Here is a 22,705-nt window from a genome sequence, read left to right on the forward strand (position 1 = left end):
CGCCGATCCCATATTCATGCCAGTATCATTCTCTTTAATGTCAGAGGTGTCAAGACGCCAGTACGACGCCACGCGTCGACGCGAGCAGGCGGCCGGCACGCGCCGTCGGATCATCGACGCCGCCGCGCGGCTGTTCGTGGAGCGCGGGTACGCGGGCACCACGATCCCCGCGATCGCCGCGGAGGCGGGCGTGGCCGTCGAGACGGTCTACCGGTCGGCGAGCGGCAAGGCCGGACTGCTGGCCGACGCGGTGCATGCCGCCGTCGCGGGCGGCACCGAGCGCGCCGAGGTTCCGGTGCGCGAGCGACCGGCGATCCGGCGGATCGACGAGGAACCCGACCCGGCGCGTCAGTTGCAGCTCTACGCGGCGACGCAGCCCGGGATCTGGTCCCGCGTCGGCCCGCTCCTCCGCGTCCTCGACGCCGCGGCGAACGGCGACGCCTCGCTCGTCGACCTGCGCGATCGCCTCGCCGCGGAGCGGCGACACGGGCTGCGCGACGGGTTCGGGCGCATGCTCGCCGGGCGCGGCGTGCTGCGCGAGGGCATGACGGCCGAACGCGCCGGCGATATCGTCTACGCGGTGTGCGGTCGGGCCAACTACGAGGCACTGGTCGGCGACTGCGGCTGGAGCGAAGCGGAGTACGAGGCCTGGCTCGCGGAGACGCTCGTCGCCGCGCTCCTCCCGCCGACGATGCATCCCACGACCTGACTGCCGATCGGCCACCGCTCAGGCCACCGCTCAGGCCGCCGTCGTGCTCGCGCCCGACTCGCCCGCGCCCGACTCGCGCGCCCCGCGCTCGCGCGCCACGAGCTCGCGGACCGCGGGCGCGATCTCGGCGCCGAGCCGCTCCGCCACCACGGGATCGTCGCCCGCGACGAGGAACGCGCTCATGCCGTGGTCGAGCGCCAGCGCGGCGAGGTCGTCGACCCACTGCTCGGGCGGCCCCGAGAGGAGCCCGCGCGACACCGGCGAGAGCTCGACGCGCATGAAGTTGAGCAGTCGACGCACGTCGCGCGGCGAGCGGCCGGCGGCGAGCGCGGCGTCGTCGATGCGCGTGTTCGACGGGTCGAGCGACGCCACGCCGCGGTCGAGGTACTCGAGCGACGGCAGCCAGCCGTCGCCGACCTCGCCGGTGAGCGCGAGCATCCGCGGCTTGTACGCGCCGACCCTGACCCCGATGTCGTGCGCGGGTCGCGGCCCGCGCTTCGCCCCGGCCACGTCGTAGTACCGCCCGTGGTGCGACACCCGGCCCGGGGCATCCACGTCCCACAGGTCGCGGATGATCGCGATGCCCTCGCGCAGCGCGTCGACGCCCTGGCCCGGCGTGAGCCGACGGCCGCCCATCGCGGCGATGCCGTCCCAGAACGCGCCGGCGCCGATGCCGAGCTCGAACCGGCCGCCGCTCAGCACGTCGAGGGATGCCGCGGCGCGGGCGAGCACCGCCGGCGGCCGCAGCGGCAGGCTCGCGACGTTCGCGCTCAGGTGCACCCGCTCGGTGCGCGCCGCCACGTACGCGAGCAGCGTCGACGTGTCGAGGAACGACGCCTGGTACGGGTGGTCCTGGAACGTCACGAGGTCGAGCCCGGCGCGATCGGATGCCTCGGCGAGCTCCACGGCGCGCCGGGCGCCCTGCGCCGAGGGGGTGATGAAGGTGCCGAACCGCAGGTCGTGTCCGTAGTCGGTCATGATGCCGCCTCCCAGCGGGTCTCGTGAGATCCGACGGATGCCGCGGCGACCGTCGGGTCGATGTTGAAGTTGTCGCGGAAGCGGTTCTCCGGGTCGTACCGGCGCTTCAGGGCACGCAGCCGGCCGAGCACGGGCTCGGGGAACGCGTCGAGCAGCCGCTCGGGGCTGCGGTCGGTCTCGAAGCTCAGGTAGAGCCCGTCGAAGTGGTGCCGCAGGCCGTCCCACCCGGCGGTGAGCGCGGCGGCGTCGGCCCCCATCGCGGTCACCTGGAAGGCGGGCGACCGGTGCGGGAACGCCATGGCGTCGGACGCGACGTCGGCGATCGCCCCGCCCATCGTGCGGAGCTCGAAGAAGTGCACGAGGCCGGTCTCGAGGAGCGCCGCGGCATCCGCTGCGAACTCGGGCGTGAGCACCGGGAGGAACGCCGAGCGCGACACCGGCTCGCCGAAGCCGCGGTGCCCGTCGGGTCCGACGTCGGCGGCCTGCGCCATCACGTCGCGGTACGGCACGACGGCGGCCTCCTGCTGGGCCAGCACGCCGACGCCCGTGAACGGCGTGAGCCGCTCGACGACGACCTCGGGATCGGCGTCGTCGACGATCGCGAAGAGCTGGATCACCGACTGCCCCTCCTGCGGGCGCCCGGTCACGAGGAACGCCGTGGTGTCGCGAGCCGCCGTGCTCGCGATGCGTCCGAAGTCGAGCAGGCTGCCCTCGAGGTCGGGCGTGACGAGCGCGAGCTTCGCCCAGCCGACGTCGTCGACCTCGTCGACCTCGAACTCGAAGGCCGTCGCGATGCCGAAGTTCGCACCGGCGCCCCGCACGGCCCAGAACAGATCGGGGTGCTCGTCGGCGGAGGCCCGCACGCTCCTCCCGTCGGCGAGCACGAGCTCGACCGCGCGCAGGTGGTCGATCGTGAGCCCGTGCTGCCGCGAGAGCAGGCCGATGCCGCCCGCCGTCGCGAGCCCGCCGACGCCCACGCCGCCGTAGTCGCCCGACCCGAGCGCCCAGCCGAACGGATGCAGCGCCGCGGCCACCTGCTTCCACGTCGCGCCCGGTCCGATGCGCACGAGCCGCCGTTCGCGGTCCAGCACCTCGATCGTATTCATACGACCGACGTCGATGACGAGGCCGCCGCGGCTCGTCGAACGGCCGCTGATGCCGTGGCCGCCGCTGCGGATGCCGAGCGCCAGGTCGGGGTGACGACGCGCGAACGCGAGCGCGTCGGCCACCTCGTCGACCGTGCGCGGGCGGAGCACCAGGCCGGGCGCGCCGCCCCGCAGGTAGGTCGATGAGACGCTGCGGTACGCCGCATCGCCCGGCTCCACCGCGGCGTCCATGAGCGATTCGGGGACGCCGTCGTAGTCGATGCCGGCCGCGCGGCGGGCGCGTGCCGCCGCCGAGCGACTGGGCCGGGACGGCGCGAGCCCGCGGAGCTCCTCGGCGAGCGCGGCGATGCGCTCCACGTCGGCGGGCGTGTCCGCCGGCACGACGACGGGGACGCCGTCGGCGGCGAGCGCGGTCAGGTCGTCGAGGGTCGCGCCGGCCGGTGCGGTGCGCCACGGCGGTGGGCTCGCGGCATCCGCACGACCACCGCCGCCGGCGCCCGCCGTGCTGGGCGCCCCGGCCCCGAGGAGCCGCGAGGGTGCGAGGACGTCGAGGCTGTCGTGGGCGCGGCCGATGACGCTCGCGATCGGGCGTTCGGCGTCGCGCGGGTCGGGCGCCTCGTCGCGCAGGCCGAACGCCGCGCCGCGCGGAGCCCGCGCGGGCTCGTCGACGCCGACCGCGATGCGCGCCGTGCGGCCGGCCAGCCAGGCGGCGGTCGTCCATGGGTCGAGCGGCGCATGGTCGACGTCGCGTCGCGCGCCGACGACGACGAGGTCGAGCCCTCTCGCCTCGGCGACGGCGGCCAGGTCGGCCGCGTCGGCGGCCGGCTCGATCCGGATTCCGATCTCGATGGTCATGTTCCTCCAAACGTGCTGCATCGATGATAATCGGTACTGCAGATGATTTATTCCACAGAAGGAGCGGTAGAATCGACGGCATGAGCGATGCGATGCGAACGGATGCCCCGGCACCCGCGTTCGACCTCGGCGACGACTTCGGCTGGGCCCTCGGCGTGCTGCTGCGCGGCTATCGGGATCGGGTGAAGCATGCCCTCGGCGAATTCCCGCACGGCACCCGCGGCTACGAGACCATGGCCGAGGTGCTGCGCGGCACGCAGCCCAGCCAACTGGCGCTCGCGAACCACCTCGGCATCGATCGCACGGTCATGACCTACCTCGTCGACGACCTCGAGCAGGAGGGGCTCGTCGAGCGCCGGGCGAACCCCACGGATCGGCGCCAGCGCATGGTCGTCGCGACCGACAAGGGGCGCGAGCTCGTCGAGACCGCGTGCCGTCGCGTGGTCGAGGCGCAGGACGAGCTGCTCGGCACCCTCGACGGCTCCGAGCGCTCCGCCCTGCGGCAGCTGCTGAACAAGGCGGCCGCCGGCACCGGAGACGACGTCGACGACCCGTGCGAGGTCGCCGACGAGGCCTGAGGCAGGTCGGCTCGTGCCCGTCGCTCAGGCGTCGCCGCGCGGCGTGAGCCGGATGACGGGGATCTCCCGATCGGTGATGCGCTCGTAGCGGGCGAAGCCCCGCGCCTCGGTCGTGATGCGCCGCCACGCCGCGGCGCGCTCGTCGCCGTGCAGCTGCGACGCGGTCACGTCGATGCGCTGCCCGGCGTACTCGATCCGCACCCGCTCGGGGTTCGCCGCGATGTTGTAGTACCACGACGGGTTGCGGGGGGCGCCGTTCGCCGACGCCACGATGAGCCGCGAGCCGTCGGGTTCGGGGAAGGACCGCACCGGGTTCATCCGCTCCCGGCCGGTGCGCTTGCCCATCGTCACGAGCACCACCTGGCGGTCGTCCTTCGCGCCCTTGCGACGGATGCGCTCGACCATCCAGCGGTTGCCCCGCTGCTCGATGCGGCTGCGGCCGGGCTGCCGCGCGCCTCGGGTGCCGTTCGGTGTGTCGAATGCCATGGCGTCGCCTCCTCGGGGTGGCGATCTCTGCCTCCATCATCCCGCCGTTCGCCCGCCCCGTGCACGGAACGCCCGGCTTGAGGACGTAGGGTCGATTCACCGTCCCCCGCCTCGAGAGGAGTCCGCCTGCCATGAGCAGCGTCGCAGCCCTGGAAGTCTTCGACCGCCGAGAGTCCGAGGTGCGCGGGTACATCCGCGCGTTCCCGACCGTGTTCGACCGGGCCACCGGCTCGACCCTCGTCGACGCGGAGGGCCGCGAATACCTGGACTTCTTCGCCGGCGCGGGCGTGCTCAACTACGGGCACAACAACCCCGCGTTCACGCGGGCGCTCATCGCGTATCTCGAGCGCGACGGCATCATCCACGGCCTCGACATGGCCACCTCCGCGAAGCAGGCGTTCATCGAGGCGTTCGAGCGCATCGTGCTGCAGCCGCGCGGCCTCGACCACAAGCTGCAGTTCACCGGTCCGACGGGCGCGAACGCGGTCGAGGCCGCGCTCAAGGTGGCGCGCCAGGCGACCGGCCGCTCGACGGTCGTGGCGTTCACGAACGCCTTCCACGGACTGAGCCTCGGCTCCCTCGCCGCGACGGGCAACAGCCACTACCGCACGGCCGCCGGGGTCGGCCTCGACGACGTCGCGCGCCTCCCCTACGACGGCTACCTCGGCGCCGACGTCGACACGCTCGACCTGCTCGAGAAGATGCTCGACGACCCGGGCTCGGGGCTCGACCTCCCCGCGGCCGTGATCGTCGAGGCGGTACAGGGCGAGGGCGGCATCAACGTCGCGCGCGCCTCCTGGCTGCAGCGCCTGCGCGAGCTGACGGCGGCGCGCGGCATCCTGCTGATCCTCGACGAGATCCAGGCCGGCGTCGGCCGCACGGGGGCGTTCTTCGCGTTCGAGGAGTCGGGCATCGTCCCCGACATCGTGACGGTCTCGAAGTCGATCTCGGGCTCGGGCCTGCCGATGTCGCTCGTGCTGCTGCGGCCCGAGGTGGACGTGTGGAAGCCGGGCGCCCACACCGGCACCTTCCGCGGCAACAACCTCGCGTTCGTGTCGGCCCGGGTCGCGCTCGAGACCTACTGGGCGGACTCGGCGTTCACCGACGCGATCGCCGCGAAGTCGGCGCTCCTGCGCGAGGAGCTCGAGCGCATCGCCGCCGACCACCCCGAGCAGGGCTTCGTCGTGCGCGGCCGCGGCCTCATGTACGGACTCGCCTGCGATGGCGACCGCACGCTCGCCGGTCGCATCTCGAAGGCGGCGTTCGGACGCGGGCTCGTGATCGAGACGTCGGGCGCATTCGACGAGGTGCTGAAGTTCCTGCCCGCGCTGACGATCGAGGAGGACGAGCTCCGCCGCGGCCTTGCGATCGTGCGGGAGAGCCTCGACGCCGTGCTCGCCGGCTGATCCGGCCAGGTCAGGAGCGCACAGCGGGAGGACGACGCTCGCTCAGCTCGACGGTCGTGGCGGCCTGACGGCCGACTCGAGCGCATCGAGGTCGCCGTCCTGTGCGGCGAGGAACGCGTCGTGCAGCCGGTGCCGGTCGGCCGACGGCACCGACGCGTGGCGTCGGCGGGCGATGTGCCGGCGGGCCCGGCTGACGAGTTGCCGCGCGTTCGCGTCGGTCGTCTGCACGACCTCGGCGATGCGCTCGTAGGGGTACGCGAACGCCTCGCGCAGCACGTACGCCGCGCGCTCGGTCGGCGACAGCCGCTCGAGCAGCAGCAGCACGGCGTACTCGACCGCCTCGTCGCGCTCCGCCGCGAGCTCGGGGTCGGCGCCCGTGTCGATCGGCTCCGGCAGCCACGGGCCGACGTACGCCTCGCGGCGCACTCGGGCGGACTGCAGCTCGTTGATGGCGAGCCGGGCGGTCGTCGTGGCCAGGAACGCGGCCGGCTCGCGCACGGCCGATCGGTCGTACTCCTGCCACCGGATCCACGCGTCCTGCACGACGTCGTCCGCGTCGGCGACGCTTCCGAGCATGCGGTAGGCGATGCCGAACAGGCGCGGGCGGAGCTCCGAGAACGTGGCGGCCGCCTCATCCAGGTCTGATGCGGATGGCACGCCCCTCACCATACGCTCGCCCAGCCGCCGACCGACAGGGTGGGACGGCGCATCCCTTCCCCACCGTCGGCGGCGGACGATACGGTGGGCCCCGGACCGAATGGGGGATGACGATGTCCGTTTCCGACCGCGCTGCACTCGAACGACTGCGCTCCGACCTGCACGGCACGATCGTGCTCGAGGGCGATCCCGACTACGACACGGCACGCCAGCCGTGGAACCTCGCCGTCGACCAGCGGCCCGCGGCCGTCGCCACGCCGGCGGATGTCGCGGACGTGCAGGCGATCATCGCCGCCGCCCGCGAGGGCGGCTACGGCGTGACGACGCAGCCCAACGGCCACGGCGCCGGCGGCGACCTCGCCGGCGTCATCCTGATCCGACCGTCGCGGTTCGACGAGATCGTCGTCGACACCGAGGCGCGCCTGCTCCGCGTCGGCGCAGGCGTGAACTGGGGGCGCGCGCTCGAGCGCCTCGACGGCACGGGCCTCATCGGGCTGGCCGGCTCCAACCCCGAGGTGAACGTCGTCGGGCTCACGATCAACGGCGGGCAGTCGATGTTCAGCCGTCGCTACGGCATCCCCGCGCGCTCGATCGTCGCGGTCGAACTCGTCGACGCCGCGGGCGACGTGCGCCGGGTCACCGACTCCGACGACGCCGAACTCGCCTGGGCGCTCCGCGGCGGCGGCGGGTTGTTCGGCGTGATCACGGCCATCGAGCTCGCGCTGTATCCGGGCGACGCGCTCCTCGGCGGCAGCCTCGCCTTCCCGGCGCGGAACGCGGTCGACGTCATCTCGGCCGCCTTCGAGCTCGGGCGCGACGTCCCCGAGCTCGGGCTCGACGTCGGCATGATGCAGTTCCCCGACATGCCGCTCGTGCCGCCTCCGCTGCGCGGCCAGACCGTCGCGACCGTCGCGCTCGTGCACGTCGGCGACGAGGCGACCGGGCGCTCCTACGCCGACCGACTCATCTCGGTGGCCGAGCCGATCGCCGACACGCTCACGGTGTTCACGATCGGGTCGCTCGCGGCCGTCGCCGCCGAGCCGGTCGACCCGATGCCGAACGCCGACTTCGGCGGCGCGGTCGACACACTCGATGCCGCGTTCGCCCGGGAGTTCGTGGACGCGTTCCTGGCGGGCGCCGGGCACGGCCTCATGCGCTGCAGCGTGCGCACCCTCGGCGGCGCGATCGCCGACGACCTGGGCGCCGAGTCCTCGGTCGTGGGCGCGGTGCACGCGGGCGGTTTCCTCAACGCGGGCGTGCTGCTCATGGACCCGTCGCTCGACCCGGTCGCCGCGCTGCAGCCGATGCGCGACCTCGTCGCACGGCATCGGGGCGACACCACCGTGCCCACCTTCCTCGGACTCGGCACGACGCTCGCCGACGCCTACTCCGCCGAGGTGGTCGATCGGCTGGCGGCCGTGAAGCGCCGCGTCGACCCCGACGGGATCATCCGCAGCAACCGCCCGCTCGCGTAGGCGCCGCGCGCTCGACGGCGATCACCGACACGCACCTCGATCGAGCCCGTCACAGTTCGGCGTCCCATCCGGTCTCAGCACGTGGAGGCGAATGCGCCGCCGCCGGCCGACCGACAGGATGGGCAGATGGACGAGAACCTCGACGACGCGCTCGCCGTCTTCCAATCGGTGCGCCGACGGCTCTTCGGCATCGCGTACCGGATGCTCGGCAGCGCCTCGGAGGCGGAGGACATCGTGCAGGAGGCGTGGCTGCGCTGGCAGGGCACCGACCGCTCGGTCGTGCAGGATCCGCCGGCGTTCCTCGCCACGACCACCACCCGCCTCGCCATCAACGCCCTGCAGTCCGCGCGTGCGCGTCGCGAGACCTACATCGGTCCGTGGCTTCCCGAGCCCGTCGACACGAGCCAGGACCCGACGCTCGGCGCCGAGCGCACCGAGGCCCTGGGCTACGCGGTGCTGGTCATGCTCGAGCGATTGACACCGACCGAGCGCGCCGCCTACGTGCTGCGCGAGGCGTTCGGCTACTCGTACGCGCAGCTCCACGAGATCATCGGGGTCTCCGAGACCGCCGCACGCCAGCTCGTGAGCCGTGCGCGCAAGCACCTCGCCGGGGAGCGCCGACGCGACGTCTCGGAATCCGAGCAGCGACGCCTGCTCACCGCGTTCGTGAGCGCCGCGCAGACCGGCGACCTCGAGCAGCTCGAGCGCCTCTTCGCCGAGGACGTCGTGTCGTACTCCGACGGCGGCGGCGTGGTGCGGGCCTCGAAGTTCCCGGTGCGCGGACGGGTCACCGTCGCGAAGTTCGTCCGGGCGTTCCATACGCACTTCTGGGCGGGCGTGACGGTGACCGAGACCGAGACGAACGGGCAGCCCTCGGTGCTGCTCGCCAAGGACGGGACGACGTTCGCCGTGCTCGCCGTCGTCGCATCCGATCAGGGCATCGACCAGGTGCTCTGGATGATGAACCCCGACAAGCTCAGTGGCGTGACGTCCCGTGCAGCCTGATGCCCTCGTCGCCGGCCTCCTCGCCGCGCTCGAACGACGCGACGACCTCGCCGAGGCGGGCCTGCTCGACCCCGACTGCCGCATCGTGGTCGACACGGGCGACCCGAGCGGCGCCGAACTGCGCGGCCGGGTGCACGTGGCGAGCGCGCTCGACGACCTGCGGGTGCGGCATCCGGATGCCGCGTTCGCGACCGTGCACGTCAACGGCGCGCCCGGGCTCGCGTTGCGCTCGCACGACGGCACGGTCGTCGGCGTCCTCGTCGTCGACCTCGGACGGGACGGGACGATCCGCGAGCTCTGGCTCTCGGCGGCGCCGGGCAAGCTCGTGCACTGGAACGCGCGCCGCCCGGCCGAGGGCTGAACCCCCGCAACCGGGCGGCGCGGCATCCGCCTCGCTCACCGCGTGATGGCCGACTCCGCGTCGAGCCGCTCGAGCTTCTCGGGGTTCGCGACCGAGAAGATCTGCGTGATGCGGCCGTGCTCGATCGTGAAGCTCAGCGCGGCGACGAGCGTGCCGTCGACCTCGACCCGCGCACCCGGTCCGCCGTTGACCCACGCCGGCGTCGCCACCGGCGTGACGCCGAACTTCGCGAGCCCGCCGCGCACGTAGGCCACGAGCTTCGCGGCGCCCACGATGGGCCGCCGGGCCGCACCGCGCACCTTCCCACCACCGTCGGCGACCGCGACCACGTCGGGTGCGAGCGCGTCCATGAGGCCCTGCAGGTCGCCGGTGTTGAACGCGGCGAGGAACCGCTCGACCACCTGCTCCTGCTCGGCCGGGTCGACCTCGACCCGCGGCCGGCGCGCCGCGACGTGCTCCTTCGCGCGGTGCGCGATCTGCCGCACCGCGGCGGGCGTCTTGCCGACGGCCTCCGCGATCTCGTCGTAGGGCACGTCGAACACCTCGCGCAGCACGAACACCGCCCGCTCGGTGGGTCCGAGCGTCTCGAGCACCGTGAGCATGGCCATCGAGAGGCTCTCGGCGAGCTCGACGTCCTCGGCGACATCGGGGCTCGTGATGAGCGGCTCGGGCAGCCACTCCCCCACGTACTCCTCTCGCCGACGCGACGCCGTGCGCAGCTGGTTCAGCGCCTGCCGCGTGACGATGCGCACGAGGTAGGCACGCGGCTCCCGCACCTGCGACTGGTCGACCTGCGACCAGCGCAGCCACGACTCCTGCAGCACGTCCTCGGCGTCGGCGGCCGAGCCGAGCAGCTCGTATGCGACCGTGAAGAGCAGGCCGCGGTGGACGACGAACGGGTCGGTGCTCATGCGTGCGAGCCTATGTCGGCCGGCGAGCGCTCCGCGAGCGGCGGAAGCCCGCAGCTGGCCGAGAACTCGGCCGAGCGGATGCCGAGGGCGATGTTGCTGCGCGCGGTCGCGTTCATCAGCCCCACGCGCGCCGCGAGCTCGACGATCGCGCCCGGCCCGAGCGCCTCGAGCAGCTCGGCCGACAGCTCGTCGGTCACCGTGACCGGGGTCGTGCTCATCGCCTCGGCGTACTCCATGACCCGGCGCTCGAGGGGCGTGAACACCGTGGACTCGCGCCACCGCGGCACCTCGCGGGCCTTCGCCTCGTCGAGGCCGTGGTCGTGCGCCAGGAAGTAGTGCAGGTCGAGGCAGAAGCTGCAGCCGACGTAGGCCGCCGACGCCATGGTCGCGTAGGTGGCGAGGTTCGGGTCGAGCGCGTTCCACTTCTCGGCCTTGCGTCCGAGCGATGTCAGGTCCTTGAGCACGGCGGGCTGGTGCCACAGCACGCCGATGGAGTCGGGGACCTCGCCCAGCATCCGCTTGGCGAACACCTTGATCGCCATGCCGTACAGGCCGGTGAGCTCGGTCGCGGGAACCCTCGTTCCGGTGGTCATGTCTCCTCCAGTGACTCGTGCGTCGTGTGCCTTCGTCATGGAGACACCGCTCGCGAGCGGCGTGTGACACGTGCCGGGCGCGAGGTGCGGCGGATGCCTCGGATGCCTCGGATGCCTCGGATGCCTCGGATGCCTCAGCGTCGCGTGAGCACGAGGGCGGCCGGGAACCGCCGCACCATCGGGCGGAAGGGCGGCTTCGACATCGCGGAAGCGACCTCCGGCCCCACGATGCGCGGCTCGTCGACCACCTCGATCCGGCCATGCCATGAGAGCACCGCACGGCCCGCGGCCTGCACGTTCCGGGCCCATTCGGTCGTCGCGCCCCAGGGCAGGCCGATGAGCACGACCTCGGATGCCACGGTGGGCACGATCGCGATGGGCGTGTCGTACTCCGTGCCGCTGCGCCGCCCTCGATGGTGCACGACGGCCCAGAGCGGAAACCAGCGGCGCCCGGCGAGCGCGAGCGCGATCGGGTCGCTCGCCCGCAGGAGCCAGCGGGGCGGCTTCCGTGGTCGACGAGGTGCGGCCATGCCTCCAGCATGCGCCTGGCCGCGCGAGCACGACACCCGTCGGGGTCCACGCCGTGCGTGCTCGCACCACTACCGTGAGAGCGGGGCATCCGTCACGAGACGGCCGCCGACGGCGACATCAGGGGGAACGATGACCGACACGACCACCGCACGCACCTCGGGCTGGAAGGCGTTCTGGAACCGAGGCGGCTGGTGGAAGGCGTTCGGGCTGGCGGTCGTCTACCTCGCGGTGTACCAGCTGCTGCCCTTCACGGCGCTGCCGTTCACGCAGGGTGTCGTCGACCCCCGGGACGTGTTCGCGACGCCCGGCAGCGTCTTCGTCGCCCTCGCCCTCCCGGTCGTCCTCGGCTCGGTGGTGCTGCTCGCGTTCGCGTGGTCGATCGGCTGGCTGCCGAAGCCGCTGTTCGCCCGCCAGCCGGTGACGGGCCGATGGTGGATGTGGATCGCGCCGGTCGTCGTGGCGATCCCGATCCTGCTGCGGCTCTTCGGGATCGATTACGGCGCCTACTCGGCCGGCGTGATCGCGATGACGTTCGTCGCCGGAGCGTTCATCGGCCTCTCCGAGGAGCTCCTCACGCGCGGCCTCGCCGTGACGCTCCTGCGCCGGTGCGGCTACAACGAGTGGGTCGTCGCCGCGCTGTCGACGCTCATCTTCGCCGTGCTGCACAGCGTGAACCTGTTCACCGGACAGTCGATCGCGACGGTCGGCTTCACCCTGCTCTACACCTTCGCGTTCGGCATCCTGATGTACCTCACGCTGCGCGTGACCGGCAACCTCATCTGGCCGATCATCCTGCACGCGCTGACCGACCCCACGACGTTCCTCGCGAGCGGCGGCATCGACGAGACGAACGCGGCGTCGCAGAACCCGCTGCTCGCGCTCGCGGGTCCGGCCACGTTCCTCCTCATCGCCGCCGGGTTCGTGCTGCTCATCTTCATCCGCGGGAACGCGCACGGGCACGCCTCGGCGGAGGAGGCGGAGCGGGATTCGCAGCCGACGACCGCCTGAGCACCCGTGGGGCGTGAGCCGAGGGGCGGAGCCGTCGCGGCATCCGGCCCCTCGAACTCACCACTCGGGGAGTTCGACCGTGTACGAGACGATCTCGCTGATGCGCCCGTCGACGAAGTCGTAGACGTCGCAGGAGGCGACGATCGAGACGCTCCCGTCGGCCTCGCTGTAGCGGGCGAGGCTGTCGACCACGACGCTGTCCTCGCCGACCACGGTGCGGAAGCGCTGGAACTCGGTGGTGACCTCCGCGAGGTCGTGGGCCGTGGCCTTGCACGCCTTCTCCACCTTCTTGCGGCCGAGCAACGGCTTTTCACCAACCTGCGTCCAGACGACGTCGTCGGCGAGATGCGGCAGCGCGACGTCGAACCGATGGCTCGAGAATGCGCGTGCGATCTTCTCGGTCGTGAGGTCGGTCGTGAGCTCCATTGCTGTTGCCTCCCCGCGCGGCATCCCGCGCTACGGCGGATGATGATGCGCTCAGCCTACGCGCGCAGCTTCCGCGGGCGCGAGCACGGATGCAAGGCGTCCCGGCTCAGCGCGTGCCGGCGCGCGGACCGTAGGCGGCGAGGAAGACGCGCACCGCGTCCGCCACGTGACGCCGTCGCTGCGCCGGCTCGGGGATGCTGCCCTCGCCGAGCAGCATCGCCCGGTTGACCGGCTCCCCCATGACGAGCCAGTTGAAGTGCGTCGCCGCGACGAGCGGGTCGTCGACGGTCAGCCGACCGCTCGCATCGAGCTGCGCGAAGACCGCCGCGAGCGACTCGATCGCCCGCTTCGGGCCGCGGTCGTGGAGCGCCTCGGCGAGCTCGGGGAAGCGGCCGACCTCGCCGATCACGAGCCGACGGAGCTGGAGCAGCCGCGGCGTCATCACGATCTCGAGCTGCCGGTCGGCGTACGCCTCGAGGTAGGCGCGCACGTCGACGACGCCGGCGGGATCGAGGGCGTCGCGGTGCACGCGATCGCCCGCGGCATCCGTCATCGAGGTCACGAGCTCGACGAACAGCGCCTCCTTGCTGCCGAAGTGCTTGTAGACCGTCTGCTTCGATACCTGGGAGCGCGCGGCGAGCTCGTCCATGTTGGTGCCGAGGTAGCCGCTCGCCAGGAACATCTCCTCGGCCGCCTCGAGGATCGCGCGGTGCTTCCGCTCGGTGCGGCCGATGGGCCTCGCACCCGCGGTGTCGTTCGCCGCCGTATCGTTCGCCATCGAGCCTCCCTTGACGTCCAGTACTGATCAGTCTAGTCTCGTCGACAACGGAACTATACGGTCTAGTTTGATTCGAGTTCGACCACGACACGAACGGATGCCGCGCATGAGCGAGTACGTCACCACCACCTCCGGCGACCGCGTCGCCTACGACCGCCGGGGCTCCGGTCCCGCCCTGGTCTTCGTCGCGGGCGCGGGCCCGTATCGCGCCATCGACCCCTGGACGACCGAGACGGCGGAGCTCATGGCCGAGACGGGCGTGCAGACCGTCGTCTACGACCGCCTCGGCCGCGGCGAGAGCCCGGCCGAGGGGCGCATCGACCTCGACCGCGACCTCGCCGCTCTCGAAGCGCTCATCGAGGTCGTCGGCGGCAGCGCCGTGCTCTGCGGGCACTCGTCGGGCTGCTCCATCTCGCTGATGGCGGCGGTACGCGGCCTGCCGGTCACGGGTCTCGTGCTCTGGGAGCCGCCGTTCGGCGCCGTCGACGGCGGTGCCCGCGAGTGGGCCGACGAGGTCGAGCGCCGGATCGACTCGGGCGACCTCGAGGGCGCGCTCGAGCACTACATGAAGGACATGCCGCCCGAGTGGCTCGAGGGCGCACGGCGGTCGCCCGACTATCCGCTGTATGTCTCGCAGGTCGTGAGCTACCGGGCCGACGGCGCGTCCCTCGCCTGGGTCGAGTCGGCGCCGCTCGGAGACCTCCTCGGAGACCTCAGGATGCCGGTGGAGGTGCTGCTCGGCGAGGAGACCTTCCCCGAGCTGTTCGGCGCGGCCGAGGCGATCGTCGCGGCCGTTCCGGGAGCCCGGTGGCGCCAGGTGCCGGGAGCCGACCATTCGTGGGAGCCCGGAGCCATGGCCCGGGAGCTCACGGAGTTCGTGACGTCGGTCGCCCGAACGCGGGCGTGACGCGCGGCCGAACGCCGCAATCGACCGCTGCAGCCGTCGCGACCCCCGACACGGCGGTGCCCCGGTTCGATCGAACCGGGGCACCGGATGAGCCGTTCGAGGCGCCGCGTCAGCCCTGACGGGCCTTCATGCGCGGGTTCGACGGGTTGATCACGAACGTGCGACCGCGCCGACGCACCACCTTCGCACCACGCTGGGCGGCGAGCGACTTGATCGATGCGCGTACCTTCATGGGGACCTCCTCTACGTTATCGAAAACCATTCTCAACAACGTGAGGGAGGTCGCGGGTATTCCCCAGCCGAGCATCAGGAGCGGACGATCGCCACCCCCTGCGACGGCAGTTCGAGACCGGATGCCGCGGCCCCGCTCAGCACGTCGGTGCCGTCGAGGCGCAGCTCCGCGGCATCCGGCCCGTGGTTGATGACGAACGTGAGCTCGCCCCGGCGCACGACCTCGACGTCGCCCGCGCGTGACGGCGACGCGGTCGGCGACGGCGGCACCGCGACGCCGGCGTCCTCGAGCACCCGGGGCACGAGCCGGGCGAGTCCGTCGCGGTCGGGCAGGGTCGCCACGTACCAGGCGGCGCCATCGCCCTCACCGACGTCGCGCCGGGTCACCGCGGGCCACCCGGCGAGCGCGCCCTCGGTGAAGGTCGCGAGCGTCTCGGCGTCGTCGACACGCACGACCTCTGCCCACACCGAACCGGATGCCGCGCCGCCGACCACGTCGCCCTCGAGTGCGACCGTCGGCGCCGCTCCCCCGCCGACCGCCCCGAGGTCGGGTGCGGCGGGCGGTGCGAACTCCTCGATCCAGACGCCGAGCGCACGACGCAGCGGCTCGCCGAGGTAGCCGCCGAGCCGCACGTGCAGGTGCTCGTCGGTGATCGCCGTGCCGAAGCCGACGACGAGCGTGCCGCCCGCCTCGGCGAACGCCGCGAGCGACGCGACCTGGGCGTCGGTCGCGACGAAGTGCGCGGGCGCGACGACGACGCGGTAGGCCGAGAGGTCGCCGTCGGCGCGAACGAAGTCGACCGCGAGGCCGAGCGACGTGAACGCGCGATGCCACGCGAAGAGCGCCTGCACGTACGAGACCGAGGTGGGCGAGGCGGGCTGCTCGATCGCCCACCAGCTGTCCCAGTCGAGCGCGATGGCCACGCTCGACGGCACGCGACTGCCCTCGAGGCCGACTGCGGGCTCCGACAGCCGCCGCAGCTCGCCGCCGAGCTGCTCGATCTCGTGCCAGACCCGGGTGTCGGTGCCGCCGTGCGGCACCATGCCCGAGTGGAACTTCTCCGAGCCGGCCGCCGACTGCCGCCACTGGAAGAACAGGATGCCGTCGGCCCCGCGCGCGACCGACTGGTACGACCACGCGCGCATCATGCCGGGTGCCTTCGGCGCGTTGCGCTGCCGCCAGTTCACGGCGCTCGGCGACTGCTCCATGAGGAGCCACGGCGCGCCGCCGCCGAGGGAGCGCATGAGATCGCGCACCATCGCCGCGTACGCCGGCGAGTCGGGATCGGCGGGGTCGGGATACGTGTCGTCGGACACGATGTCGACGTGCGGAGCCCACGACCAGTAGTCGACGGGCTTGAAGAAGCCCATGAAGTTCGTCGTGATCGGCACGTCGGATGCCGCGCGGATGACCTCGACCTCGGCCCGGTGCAGGGCGAGCAGCTCGTCGCTCGAGAACCGGTCGAAGTCGAGCAGCTGCGTCGGGTTGCGGAACGACGGCGCGGCCCGCGGCGGCTCGACCTCGTCGAACGCGTCGTAGCGCTGCGACCAGAACGCGGTGCCCCACGCGCGGTTGAGCTCCTCGATCGTGCCGTACCGCGCCTCGAGCCAGGTGCGGAACGCCGCGGCCGACACGTCGCAGTAGCAGCGGCTGACGTGGCATCCGTACTCGTTGTTGACGTGCCAGAGCTCGAGCGCAGGATGCCCCGCGTACCGCTCGACCATGCGCTCGACCAGGCGCCGCGCGTGCTCGCGGTAGACCGGCGAGCTCGGGCAGTACTGCTGCCGGCTGCCGACGGCCAAGCGCACGCCGTCCTCGGTCACGGGCAGGGTCTCGGGATGCCGCTTCGCCAGCCACGGCGGCGGCGACGCGGTGGCCGTGGCGAGGTCGACGCGGATGCCGCCCGCGTGCAGCGTGTCGAGCACGTCGTCGAGCCAGGCGAAGTCGTACTCGCCGGGACGCGGCTCGAGGCGGGCCCACGAGAACACGGCCACCGTGGCGAGGTTGATCCCGCCGCGCTGCATGAGGCGCACGTCCTCGTCCCACACGTCTCGCGGCCATTGCTCGGGGTTGTAGTCGCCGCCGTACGTGAGGCTCATCCCTTCACGCTCCCCGTGGCCAGGCCGCTCTGCCAGTAGCGCTGCAGGAACAGGAAGGCGATGATGAGCGGCACCACGGCCACGAACGACCCGGTGATCACCGTGGAGAACAGCGCCTGTGCACCGCCGCCCGCCGACGCGGCCGCCTGGATCTGCGCGAGGCCGACCGTGAGCGGGTAGAGCTCCGAGCTGTTCAGCATGATCAGGGGCAGGAAGTAGTTGTTCCAGGTGCCGACGAGCGAGAACAGGAACACGGTGACGAGTCCCGGTCCCAGCAGGCGCAGGCCGACCTGCCAGAAGATGCGGAACTCCCCCGCCCCGTCGACGCGCGCCGCCTCGATGAGGCTGTCGTCGATCGCGTCGGCCGAGTACACGCGCATCAGGTAGACGCCGAACGGACTCACGAACGACGGGATGATGATCGCCCAGGGGGTGTCCGTGAGGCCGGCCGATGCGAACAGCAGGTAGGTCGGGATCGCCAGCGCGGTGAGCGGGATCATGATCGCGCCCAGCGTGACGCTGAACAGCGCCTTGCGCCCGGGGAAGTCGAACTTCGCGAATGCGTAGCCCGCCATCGCCGCGAGGAGCGTCGCGCCGGTCGCCGACACGAGCGCGTACACGATCGTGTTGAGCACCCACCGCAGGTAGATGCCGTCTCGCACCGTGAACAGCGTCTGCAGGTTCTCGAGCAGCGAGAAGTCGCCGCCGAACCAGAGGCCGAAGGTGGAGAACAGCGCCGCGTTCGACTTCGTCGACGAGACGAACAGCCACCACAGCGGGAGCACGAAGTACAGCACGCAGAGCCAGAGCACCACCGTGAGCAGTATGCTCCGGCGCTTCTCCGGCACGTAGGGCCGGCCGGCACGGCGTCGATTGCCCGTCGCGTCGCCGATGGTCACGGCGGCTCGGGTGTCGAGGTCGGTCATGTCCAGTTCCTTTCACGACGCTCGCGACGCTCGGCGCTGAGCTGGACGATGTACGAGACCACGGCGATCACGATCCCGAGGAGGAATGCGAGTGCCGCGGCGTAGTTGATCTCCTGGTTGATGAACGCCACGTTGTACGCGTAGTAGTTCGGCAGGATGTCGTTCGTGATCGCATTGCCCGCGATCGCGTTGAGCAGGCTGGGCTCGCTGAAGAGCTGGAACGTGCCGATCACCGAGAAGATCACGGTCAGCAGGATCGCCGGTCGGATCGACGGGATCTTCACGCTCCACGCCACCCGGAACTGCCCCGCGCCGTCGATCTCGGCCGCCTCGTAGAGCTCCGACGGGATCGACCGCAGCGCGGCGTACATGATGATCATGTTGTAGCCGATGAACTCCCACGTGACGATGTTCATCATCGAGTAGAGGATCGTCTCCGGGGTCAGGAACTCGGGCGTCCCGAGTCCGATCGCGCGCGAGACCTGGGCGATCGGGCCGAAGTCGGGGCCGTAGAGGTAGCCCCACATGAGGGTGGCGACCACGGCCGGCACCGCGTAGGGCATGAAGATCAGCAGGCGGATGGCCTTCGAGCCGCGCGCCCGCCGGCTGTCGAGCGCGAGCGCGAAGAACAGCGACAGGGCGAGCATGATCGGCACCTGGATGATGAAGAACAGGACGGCCCGGCCGAGGCTCCCGAGGAAGTTCGGGTCGGTGAGCGCTCGGACGTAGTTGCCGAGCCCGGTGAAGACCTCGCCGCCGATGAGCTTCGACTCGAAGAGGCTGAGGTAGCCCGCGTAGGCCAGCGGCACGATGAGCATCGCGATGAACACGACCATGAACGGGAGGATGAACAGGTAGGCCGCGACGTTCTGCTTGCGCTTGGTCGTAGACCCATGGCGTCTCGGCGGTGCTGTGGCGGTGGGGCGCTCGACGGTGAGCGCCGAGGATGACGACACGGCAGGCTCCTGACTCTTGATGGTGGACGGGGGAAGGTGACGGGGCGTCCGCCGTTGCCGTGCGGCGGACGCCCCGCGGGCTCACTCGACGGTGAAGCCCTGGTCCTCCGCGTACTTCACGAGCTGGTCCTGCCACGTGTCGAGGGCGGCCGCGATGTCGCCCTTGTCGGCGATCACCGTGCCCATCGTCTCCTCGTAGCTGGAGTACACGTAGTCCATGAACGGCAGCCACTGGAAGTCGGTGTCCACGGTCGTCGAGATCTCGGCGAACAGCTTGTTCACCTGCTGGCCGCCGTAGAACTCCGACTCCTGGTCGGCGAAGGTCGGGTCCTCGAGCACCGAGACCTGCGGCGGGAACAGGAACTGCTCCGTCGCCAGCATCATCGCGGACGCCTGGTCGGTGTTGATGAACTTCGCGAGCTCGTAGGCCGCGATCGGGTTCTCGCTCGAGGCGAGCACCGCGTCCGACGAGCCGCCCCAGTTGCCCGAGACCTCCTCACCGGCATCCCACTGCGGCAGCGGCGCCGCGCGCCACAGGCCCGAAGTGGTCTCGGCCGTGCCCTGGAGGAAGATCGGCCCCCAGGCCGCGGTGAGCCACCCGGCGTACTTGCCGTTCGCGAGGCCCTGGTACCACTGGTCGTTGAAGTCGACGTCGGTCGAGATGAGGTCCTGCTGGATCAGGTCGGTCCAGTAGGTCGCGACCTCCTTGGCCTCGTCGCTGTTGACGGCGATCCGCACGGTCTCCTGGCCGTCGTACCCGAACGGCTTGACCCCGCGCTGCCAGAAGAAGCCGATCATCTGGCCGGCCTGGGTGGCGCCGACGTTGGAGATGTAGGACCCCGTGGCATCCTTCACCGCCTTCGCGGCCGTCGCGTAGTCGTCCCAGGTGGCGGGCGGCTCGGTGATGCCGGCCGCCGCGAGCAGGTCCTCGCGATAGAGGTTGCCCATGGGGCCGACGTCCTGCGGCACCGCCCACACCTCCTCGTCGGGCGAGACCTGGTTCCAGGCCCAGTCGACGAAGTCGCCCGAGAGATCGTCGCCGCCGTAGGGCGTCAGGTCGAGCAGGGACTCGGGGAGCACGAACGACGGGATGTACTGGTACTCGATCTGCGCGACATCCGGTGCGCCCTCGCCCGCCTCGATGGCGCTGCGGAGCTTCTGGTAGTGCGGCAGGCCCTGGCCGACGTTCTCGACCTTGACGTCGATCGCGGGGTACTGCTCCTCGAAGAGCTTCACCTCGTTCTCGATGTCGGGGACCCAGGTCCAGAAGGTGAGCTCGGTGGGCGTGTTGAGCGCCTCCTCGCGCTGCTCGTCGGTGATCGGCTCGGTCTGGCCGCCGTCGTTCCCGCCGCCGGGAGTGCAGCCGGAGAGGACCAGTGCCGTGACGAATGCGCCGGCGCCCAGCGCCAGTGCTGCTCTTGGTGTCTTCCTCATGTCCTTCTTCTTCCTCTGGTGGTGCTTGCCTGTACTGGTGGTGCGTGTCTGTTCGGTATTCGGTTCGGTGGTGACCGGCGTCGCCGGTCGCCTCACCCGTCGATGAGGGTCAGCGTCGACCATGCAGCGAGCGGGAGTTCGGTGCCGGCCGCGTGCGCGGCGGCGGAGACCGCGTCGGTGACGTCGCGGTCGAGGGTGATGGTCGTCTCGGCCCAGCTCCAGTTGAAGACGAACCAGGCGCGGCGGCCGTCGGGCAGGGAGCCGGACGCCACGGTGACGGGCAGTGCGCGGTCGACGGCGAGCTCGTCGGCGATGGGCGACGGCGCGGCCCACCGCACGAGGTCGGCGGCGAGCTCGGGCGACGGCACCGTGCCCACGACGGTGATGCGGCCCGAGCCGTGCGCGTTCGTCGTGATCGCGGGGAAGTCGCCGAAGCGCGGGTGCTCGTAGCGTGCGAGCACGTCGGCCCCGTCGACGATGAGGCCGTCGGCCCACAACCGGGCGACGGCGCCACCGGATGCCTCGAACGGCGCGGTCGCGGCCACCGCGAGGTCGTGGCGCAGGTTGGAGAACTCGTCGTAGTGCACGCCGGCCGCGTCGGCGAGTCGCGCGGGGGCGACCTCGACCCGTGCCCGGGCCTCCTCGTCGCCGTAGCCCGTGCGGATGCCGACGATGAGGTGCCCGCCGGCGGCCGCGTAGTCGCGGAGCAGGTCGAGGTCGGCATCGGATGCCGCGTACAGCGCCGGTGCGACGAGCACCGGGAACCGGCTCGCGAGCTCCGCGGCGCCGAGGTCGTTCGCCTGGGCGACGTGCACGATGCGGGACTGCGCGCCCGCGTCGACGACGCCCCGATGGAACGCGTCGACGATGCGCTGGTACGCCGTGCGGTCGGGCGTGCCGTCGGCGGTCGCGAGCGGCGGGAAGAACTCGAGCGCGAACCGGCTGTCGTTCGACCACAGGATCGCGACGTCGGCGTCGGGCTGGTACCCGTCGAGGGCGTCGCCGATGGCGCCGAGGTCGGCGCCCACGCCGGCGAGCTCGTGGTAGACGCGACCGGGCTCCAGGCTGTGCGGCAGGACGCCGCCCCAATAGGTCTCGGTGCCGTAGGGCAGGGTGTGCCAGTGCCAGTACTCGATCATGGCCGCGCCGCGTGAGATGAACGCGAACGCCGCCTGCCTGAGCTGGCCGGGGTACGGCGGGAGGTTGAACTCGGGTCCGCCGATCGACTGCGCGTCGGTCTCGGTCACGAGGAACCGGGACTGTTTGGAGGAGTACATGCGGTCGGCCTGGCGGAGCAGCGCCGCGACGCCCGAGGTGGTCCACGGCGTGACCGGCTCGAGGTCGAGGGTGGCGTCGAGGTGGTCCTGCATCGCGTAGTACGGGTTGCCGGCGGTCACGTCGATCGCCTCGACGAGCTGCTCGTCGGCGAGGGCCGGGCGCGGGTAGGCGATGCAGGTCGTGACGAACTGCCCGGGCCGTGCGTACTCGCGTACGAGCGAGGCCTGCCAGGCGATGAACTCGGTCGTGAGGTCGGCCTGGTAGCGCCGCCACGCGAGGTCGTACTGCGGCAGCGTGTTGCCGTCGGGCGTCCACAGGTCGGACCAGTCCGACAGGCGGTGCGACCAGTAGGTGAGGCCCCACTCGCGGTTCAACGTCTCGACGTCGCCGTACTGCGCCTTCAGCCGACGCACGAAGCGCTGGAACGTTCCGCGGTTGTGGAAGAGCAGCATGCCCGGCTCGTTGTCGACCTGGTAGCCGATCACGGCCGGGTGGTCGGCGTAGCGGGCGACGACGGCGCGGATCACGCGCTCAGCGTGGAACCGGAACGCCGGGTGCGAGTAGTCCACCTCCTGGCGGGCGCCCCACGGCATCGGCTCCCCGGTGCGGACCTCGCCGGCGATCTCGGGATGGGCCGTCTGCAGCCACGGCGGCACCGCGTACGTCGGCGTGCCGAGGATGACCGAGATCCCCCGCTCATGCGCGCCGTCGAGCACCGGCGCCAGCCAGTCGAGGTCGAACTCCCCGTCGCGCGGCTCCCACGTCGACCACACCGACTCCCCCACGCGGATCACCGTGAAGCCCGCCTCCTGCATGAGGTCGAGGTCGGTCTCGGTGCGCTCATCGCGGTGGTACTCGGCGTAGTAGGCGGCTCCGAAGAGGATGCCGCTCGGGAACGGTGCGGGCTGGGGGGAAGGCATCTGCTGCGTACTCCGTTGTCGGCGAGCCGGGTGACCCTGGGTCTGCGAAGTCAGGATGTTTTCGACAACATCTGACGGAATCCAGAATGT

General features: G+C 71.7%; 23 protein-coding genes. 8 read left to right on the forward strand and 15 right to left on the reverse strand.

All coding sequences use genetic code 11. From position 1 onward, the window contains the following. Nucleotides 1–46: 46 nt before the first annotated feature. Complete coding sequence (locus FYC51_RS04105) at nt 47–709, forward strand: TetR/AcrR family transcriptional regulator (RefSeq protein ID WP_187432484.1); 663 nt, start codon at nt 47–49, stop codon at nt 707–709. A gap of 30 nt (nt 710–739) precedes the next feature. On the opposite strand, the gene FYC51_RS04110 is transcribed toward FYC51_RS04105, so the two are convergent. Then, complete coding sequence (locus tag FYC51_RS04110) at nt 740–1,687, reverse strand: LLM class flavin-dependent oxidoreductase (protein WP_148732387.1); 948 nt, start codon at nt 1,685–1,687, stop codon at nt 740–742. Then, entirely contained in the window at nt 1,684–3,648 is a 1,965-nt protein-coding gene (locus FYC51_RS04115; RefSeq protein WP_148732388.1) for an FAD-binding oxidoreductase, read from the reverse strand. Before FYC51_RS04115 ends, FYC51_RS04110 begins: the two co-directional genes overlap by 4 nt. A gap of 80 nt (nt 3,649–3,728) precedes the next feature. Here FYC51_RS04115 and FYC51_RS04120 point away from each other — a divergent pair, with 80 nt between their 5' ends. Further along, entirely contained in the window at nt 3,729–4,226 is a 498-nt protein-coding gene (locus FYC51_RS04120; protein ID WP_238476202.1) for a MarR family winged helix-turn-helix transcriptional regulator, read from the forward strand. Nucleotides 4,227–4,250: 24 nt separating this feature from the next. On the opposite strand, the gene FYC51_RS04125 is transcribed toward FYC51_RS04120, so the two are convergent. Next, nucleotides 4,251–4,712, reverse strand: coding sequence for a nitroreductase/quinone reductase family protein (locus FYC51_RS04125; RefSeq protein WP_148732389.1), 462 nt, complete (start codon nt 4,710–4,712; stop codon nt 4,251–4,253). 131 nt (nt 4,713–4,843) lie between these two features. On the opposite strand from FYC51_RS04125, the gene ectB reads away from it, so the two are divergent. After that, a complete protein-coding gene (ectB, locus tag FYC51_RS04130; protein ID WP_148732390.1) occupies nt 4,844–6,118 on the forward strand; it encodes a diaminobutyrate--2-oxoglutarate transaminase in 1,275 nt (424 codons plus the stop codon). Nucleotides 6,119–6,160: 42 nt separating this feature from the next. Here ectB and FYC51_RS04135 read toward each other — a convergent pair whose 3' ends face one another. Continuing rightward, nucleotides 6,161–6,775, reverse strand: a complete 615-nt coding sequence (locus FYC51_RS04135) for a sigma-70 family RNA polymerase sigma factor (RefSeq protein WP_238476203.1) — start codon at nt 6,773–6,775, stop codon at nt 6,161–6,163. A gap of 113 nt (nt 6,776–6,888) precedes the next feature. On the opposite strand from FYC51_RS04135, the gene FYC51_RS04140 reads away from it, so the two are divergent. The 3 genes from FYC51_RS04140 (at nt 6,889) to FYC51_RS04150 (ending at nt 9,616) form a co-directional block, all read left to right on the forward strand. Beyond that, on the forward strand, nt 6,889–8,250 hold the full coding sequence (locus FYC51_RS04140; protein WP_187432485.1) for an FAD-binding oxidoreductase: 1,362 nt from the start codon (nt 6,889–6,891) through the stop codon (nt 8,248–8,250). 126 nt (nt 8,251–8,376) lie between these two features. Beyond that, complete coding sequence (locus tag FYC51_RS04145) at nt 8,377–9,255, forward strand: RNA polymerase sigma-70 factor (protein WP_148732393.1); 879 nt, start codon at nt 8,377–8,379, stop codon at nt 9,253–9,255. Beyond that, the gene (locus tag FYC51_RS04150) at nt 9,245–9,616 is read left to right on the forward strand and encodes a hypothetical protein (RefSeq protein ID WP_148732394.1); all 372 of its coding nucleotides are present in this window, start codon (nt 9,245–9,247) and stop codon (nt 9,614–9,616) included. The genes FYC51_RS04145 and FYC51_RS04150 overlap by 11 nt, the downstream gene beginning before the upstream one ends. Nucleotides 9,617–9,651: 35 nt before the next feature. On the opposite strand, the gene FYC51_RS04155 is transcribed toward FYC51_RS04150, so the two are convergent. The 3 genes from FYC51_RS04155 to FYC51_RS04165 all read right to left on the reverse strand — a co-directional run bounded on the left by FYC51_RS04155 (nt 9,652) and on the right by FYC51_RS04165 (nt 11,650). After that, entirely contained in the window at nt 9,652–10,527 is an 876-nt protein-coding gene (locus tag FYC51_RS04155; RefSeq protein ID WP_148732395.1) for an RNA polymerase sigma-70 factor, read from the reverse strand. Then, nucleotides 10,524–11,120 carry a carboxymuconolactone decarboxylase family protein gene (locus FYC51_RS04160; protein ID WP_148732396.1) on the reverse strand — a complete coding sequence of 199 codons (597 nt, stop codon included), beginning with the start codon at nt 11,118–11,120 and terminating at the stop codon, nt 10,524–10,526. The genes FYC51_RS04155 and FYC51_RS04160 overlap by 4 nt, the downstream gene beginning before the upstream one ends. Nucleotides 11,121–11,254: 134 nt before the next feature. Next, the gene (locus FYC51_RS04165) at nt 11,255–11,650 is read right to left on the reverse strand and encodes a nitroreductase family deazaflavin-dependent oxidoreductase (protein WP_148732397.1); all 396 of its coding nucleotides are present in this window, start codon (nt 11,648–11,650) and stop codon (nt 11,255–11,257) included. A gap of 130 nt (nt 11,651–11,780) precedes the next feature. Between FYC51_RS04165 and FYC51_RS04170 the strand changes: the two genes are divergently transcribed. Continuing rightward, complete coding sequence (locus FYC51_RS04170) at nt 11,781–12,659, forward strand: CPBP family intramembrane glutamic endopeptidase (RefSeq protein ID WP_148732398.1); 879 nt, start codon at nt 11,781–11,783, stop codon at nt 12,657–12,659. A 57-nt stretch (nt 12,660–12,716) separates the two neighbouring features. On the opposite strand, the gene FYC51_RS04175 is transcribed toward FYC51_RS04170, so the two are convergent. After that, nucleotides 12,717–13,085, reverse strand: a complete 369-nt coding sequence (locus FYC51_RS04175) for a nuclear transport factor 2 family protein (RefSeq protein WP_148732399.1) — start codon at nt 13,083–13,085, stop codon at nt 12,717–12,719. A 106-nt stretch (nt 13,086–13,191) separates the two neighbouring features. Next, nucleotides 13,192–13,863: a TetR/AcrR family transcriptional regulator gene (locus FYC51_RS04180; protein ID WP_148732400.1), complete on the reverse strand. Its 672-nt coding sequence runs from the start codon at nt 13,861–13,863 to the stop codon at nt 13,192–13,194. A gap of 106 nt (nt 13,864–13,969) precedes the next feature. On the opposite strand from FYC51_RS04180, the gene FYC51_RS04185 reads away from it, so the two are divergent. Then, the gene (locus FYC51_RS04185; protein WP_148732401.1) at nt 13,970–14,770 is read left to right on the forward strand and encodes an alpha/beta fold hydrolase; all 801 of its coding nucleotides are present in this window, start codon (nt 13,970–13,972) and stop codon (nt 14,768–14,770) included. Nucleotides 14,771–14,879: 109 nt separating this feature from the next. Here the strand turns inward: FYC51_RS04185 and rpmJ are convergent, their stop codons facing one another. From rpmJ to FYC51_RS04215, 6 genes are all read right to left on the reverse strand, one after another. Further along, complete coding sequence (gene rpmJ, locus FYC51_RS04190) at nt 14,880–15,002, reverse strand: 50S ribosomal protein L36 (RefSeq protein ID WP_148732402.1); 123 nt, start codon at nt 15,000–15,002, stop codon at nt 14,880–14,882. Between the two features lie 74 nt (nt 15,003–15,076). Beyond that, nucleotides 15,077–17,101, reverse strand: a complete 2,025-nt coding sequence (locus FYC51_RS04195; RefSeq protein WP_148732403.1) for a beta-galactosidase — start codon at nt 17,099–17,101, stop codon at nt 15,077–15,079. Further along, nucleotides 17,098–18,027: a carbohydrate ABC transporter permease gene (locus tag FYC51_RS04200; protein WP_148732404.1), complete on the reverse strand. Its 930-nt coding sequence runs from the start codon at nt 18,025–18,027 to the stop codon at nt 17,098–17,100. Before FYC51_RS04200 ends, FYC51_RS04195 begins: the two co-directional genes overlap by 4 nt. Continuing rightward, nucleotides 18,024–18,983, reverse strand: a complete 960-nt coding sequence (locus FYC51_RS04205; RefSeq protein ID WP_238476204.1) for a carbohydrate ABC transporter permease — start codon at nt 18,981–18,983, stop codon at nt 18,024–18,026. Before FYC51_RS04205 ends, FYC51_RS04200 begins: the two co-directional genes overlap by 4 nt. 81 nt (nt 18,984–19,064) lie before the next feature. Continuing rightward, on the reverse strand, nt 19,065–20,417 hold the full coding sequence (locus FYC51_RS04210; RefSeq protein WP_238476205.1) for an ABC transporter substrate-binding protein: 1,353 nt from the start codon (nt 20,415–20,417) through the stop codon (nt 19,065–19,067). A 92-nt stretch (nt 20,418–20,509) separates the two neighbouring features. Continuing rightward, nucleotides 20,510–22,615, reverse strand: coding sequence for a beta-galactosidase (locus FYC51_RS04215; protein WP_148732405.1), 2,106 nt, complete (start codon nt 22,613–22,615; stop codon nt 20,510–20,512). Between the last annotated feature and the right edge of the window lie 90 nt (nt 22,616–22,705).

This window comes from Agromyces mariniharenae (assembly GCF_008122505.1).
Classification (GTDB): Bacteria; Actinomycetota; Actinomycetes; order Actinomycetales; family Microbacteriaceae; genus Agromyces; species Agromyces mariniharenae.